Source organism: Amycolatopsis sp. NPDC039088 (assembly GCF_055598845.1).
The window spans coordinates 83,100-85,402 of sequence record NZ_JBVKAE010000021.1; the positions used below are offsets into that span (position 1 = coordinate 83,100).

The following is a 2,303-nucleotide window of genomic DNA, read 5'->3' on the forward strand; positions in this document are numbered from 1 at the left end:
ACCCCTTTCCCTTTTTTCGTTTGGGGGGTGTTCCTCCCACAGGCCGTGCGGGACCTCCGGGGGCATGGGTGGGTCAACTTGCATTTCTCTTTTCTCCCCGTGTGGCGCGCCCCCCCCCCGGTCCAGTCCGCGATCCGCGCCGGGGACGAGATCACCGGCGCCTCGACGTTCCGCATCGTCAAGGAACTCGACGCCGGTCCGGTCTACGGCGTGATCACCGAGCGCGTCGGTGAGACCGACACCGCGGGTGAATTGCTCGGCAGGCTGGCGGAGTCCGGGGCGAAGCTGCTCGTGTCCACGATGGACGGAATCGCCGACGGTTCGCTGCGCGCGGTCGAGCAGACCGGCGACGGCGTGAGCTACGCGCCCAAGGTGACCGTCGAGGACGCGCGGGTGTCGTTCGCCGACCCGGCCGCCGCGGTCGACCGGCAGATCCGCGCGGTCAGCCCGGAACCGGGCGCGTGGGCGGAGTTCCGCGGCGAGCGGCTGAAGCTCGGGCCGGTGACGGTCGTCGACGAACCGGGACCGCCGCCGGGCGAACTGGTCGTGGAACGCAAGCGGGTCCTGGTCGGCACGGCGTCGAAGCCGGTGCGGCTGGGCGAAGTGCAGGCGCAGGGGAAGAAGCGGATGGCGGCCACCGACTGGGCGCGCGGTACGAGGATCGAACAAGGAGAGCGCCTGCAGTGAACGAGCGTAGGGAACGCCGGCCGTCGCGGCCGGAGCGAGGCCGTCCGGGTCCGCGTAAAGAAGGGCCAAGCCGCCCGCCGCAGATCGACCCCGCCCGTCAGGTCGCCTTCGACGTCCTGCGCGCGGTCCGGGAAGACGACGCGTACGCGAACTTGGTGCTGCCGCAACTATTGCGCACCCGCCGGATCTCCGGTCGTGACGCGGCGCTGGCCACCGAACTGACCTACGGCACCTGCCGCGCGGTCGGCATGCTGGACGCGGTCATCGAGGCGTGTCTCGACCGGCCACTGGCCAAAGTGGACGCCATCGTGCTGGACGGGCTGCGGCTCGGCGCGTACCAGCTGCTGCGCACCCGCATCCCCGAGCACGCCGCCGTCGGCGCGACCGTGGACCTCGTCCGCGCCGAAGTCGGTTCCTGGATCGCGGGTTTCGTCAACGCCGTGCTCCGTTCGGTGTCCGAAAAGGACGAACAGACCTGGCTCGAAGAACTGGCCCCGGACGAGGCCGTCGACCCCATCGGCGCGTACGCGCTGCGGACGGCGCACCCGCGCTGGGTCGCCCGGTCCTTCGCGGAAGCGCTGGGGGACAAGGGCGCTGAGCTGAAGGCGGCGCTCGAGGCCGACGACGACCGGCCCGACGTGCATCTGGTCGCCCGTCCCGGTGAGATCAGCGCCGACGAGCTGGCCGCCATCACCGGCGGCGACGTCGCCCCGTATTCGCCGTACGGCGTCCGGATGCCCGCGGGCTCCGGCGACCCCGGCGATGTCGAGCCGATCAAGGAAAAGCTGGCAGCGGTCCAGGACGAGGGCAGCCAGCTGTGCGCGGTCGCCGTCACGAAGGTGCCGCTCACCGGCTCCGACGAGCGCTGGCTGGACCTGTGCGCCGGTCCCGGTGGCAAGGCCGCGCTGCTGGGCGCGCTCGCGTCGATCAGCGGGGCGACCGTCGACGCCGTCGAGAAGGCACCCCACCGCGCGAAGCTGATCGAGAACGTCGTCCAGGGCCTTCCGGTGACGGTCCACGTCGCCGACGGCCGCGAGTCCGGCCTCGAACCGGGTTACGACCGTGTCCTGGTCGACGCGCCGTGCAGCGGTCTCGGTTCGCTGCGCCGCCGCCCGGAAGCGCGCTGGCGCCGTCAGCCCGGCGACATCTCGGACCTGACGAAACTGCAGGGCCAGCTGATCACCGCGGCGCTGGACCTGGTCCGCCCCGGCGGCATCGTCACCTACGTCGTCTGCTCGCCGCATCTGGCCGAGACCGAAGGCGTCGTGGGGGAGACCGCGCGCCGTGCGGGCGCCGAGGTCGTCGACGCGCGGGAGTTCTTCCCGGGCGTCCCGAAGCTCGGCAACGGCCCGTACGTGCAGCTGTGGCCGCACCGTCACGGCACCGACGCGATGTTCTGCGCCGTCCTGCGGAAGCCGGATTCCGCCGGGTGAGCAGGGTTCTCGGCCTGGTCGCGAGCTCGTGCGGCGGGCTGGACGTCCGGTTCGCCGCACAGCTCGCGAGACCGGCCGCGGGACGCGGACTGGGGCGCCCAACCCCACCCCCCCCCAACCCGACCCCCCGGCTTGGGAAGAACAAAGAGATCTATGACCCAGAGAAAACTCCCACGCTTCCCC

The 2,303-nt window shown here is 71.8% G+C and carries 2 protein-coding genes; both read left to right on the forward strand.

All coding sequences use genetic code 11. The annotated features are described in order from the left end of the window. A partial coding sequence (locus ACZ7KI_RS25665; RefSeq protein WP_470275623.1) for a methionyl-tRNA formyltransferase occupies positions 1 to 687 on the forward strand: 687 nt, incomplete at its 5' end. Further along, complete coding sequence (locus ACZ7KI_RS25670; RefSeq protein WP_470275624.1) at positions 684 to 2,120, forward strand: RsmB/NOP family class I SAM-dependent RNA methyltransferase; 1,437 nt, start codon at positions 684 to 686, stop codon at positions 2,118 to 2,120. The genes ACZ7KI_RS25665 and ACZ7KI_RS25670, both read left to right, overlap by 4 nt. Positions 2,121 to 2,303: the final 183 nt, after the last annotated feature.